This window comes from bacterium, assembly GCA_024226335.1.
GTDB lineage: Bacteria > Myxococcota_A > UBA9160 > SZUA-336 > SZUA-336 > JAAELY01.
Genome location: JAAELY010000538.1, coordinates 1 through 1200, shown reverse-complemented (window position 1 = coordinate 1200; position 1200 = coordinate 1). Strand labels below are relative to the sequence as shown.

Here is a 1200-nt window from a genome sequence, read left to right as displayed (position 1 = left end):
TCGATTGCCGAGCCCCTGGTGGTTCCGTTCGAAGTGGTAGTGCTCAACATACTCGCTGACGATGCGCCGCAGATGGCGCTCACCGAGCGGAATCACTTGGCCCACGCACTCTGACTTCGCCGATCGGACGAAGCGTTCGGCGTATGCGTTGAGGTTCGGACTGCGAATCGGCAGCTTCACCGGATTGACACCCGCACGCCTCAGGCTGGCGCTGAGCACGTTTGTGAACAGCGGATCACGATCGTGGATCAGGTAGTGACTACCCAAGAGGAAGCCGTCTTCACAGTCGACCAAGTTCCGGGCGACCTGCTGCATCCAGTCCCCGTTCGGGGACGCCGTGATGCCGGCGATCTCCACGCGACGGCTCTTCAAGTCGATCACGAAGAGCACGAAGTACCGAACAAGCCCTCGCCACGTCACAACCTCGACCGTGAAGAAATCTGTGGCGGCGATCGCGCCCCAATGGGCTCGCAGGAAGGTCTTCCATGCCATTGGACGCCGTCCAACCGGATCGATTCCGTTTTCAGCGAGCACGCGCTTGATTGTGTTTCGGCCAACCTCGTGGCCGAGGTTCATCAGCGCACCGCGAATGCGTGTGTATCCCCAACGAGGATTCTCGAGAGCCATCCGAACGATGAGGCGCTGGATCTCGCCCTCGATTCGAGGGCGCCCTGGCCGCCGTTTGGAACTTCCATCGTACTTCTGCGCGACCAGATCACGATACCAGCGGAGCAGCGTGTCGGGTGTGACGACGGTCGAGATGTCTCGGAGTCGGCAACGACCTAGGCATTTCGCTTTCCGCGCCAGCCGGCGGCGTTGGGCGTCGGTGAACTGAAGGCGTTTCCCGCCGTGCTGTTCGCGGAGAACGCGGTTCTCCTCCTGCAGATACTCGATCACTTCTTGCTGGTGTCGGCTCAGCCAACCAGTGAGCAGGACGAGAGCGAATTGCAGGGGCAACGGTGTCATCGGGTAACGCTAGCCCGGCCTCGGCGTGCCAAAATCGGCTGAAATCCGCGATCGCGACGGGTGCGCAAACTGTTGAATCTACAATCGAAATTCATCGGTTGAGTTTTGGCACACTACGGGTTCAGCTCCTTGCGGCTCATTGTCAGGAATCTCGCTTCGCCCATGTCTGCCTCCAGACATGGAACTGTGCTCGAAACCGGACATTTCTAAATTGGAGAAACCGGACATCTCTAT

1 protein-coding gene is annotated in these 1200 nt (G+C 59.4%); it reads right to left on the bottom strand.

The genetic code is table 11. The annotated features are described in order from the left end of the window. Positions 1 to 966 (bottom strand): transposase (locus tag GY725_26005; protein ID MCP4007651.1); only part of this gene is annotated, 966 nt, incomplete at its 3' end. Between the last annotated feature and the right edge of the window lie 234 nt (positions 967 to 1200).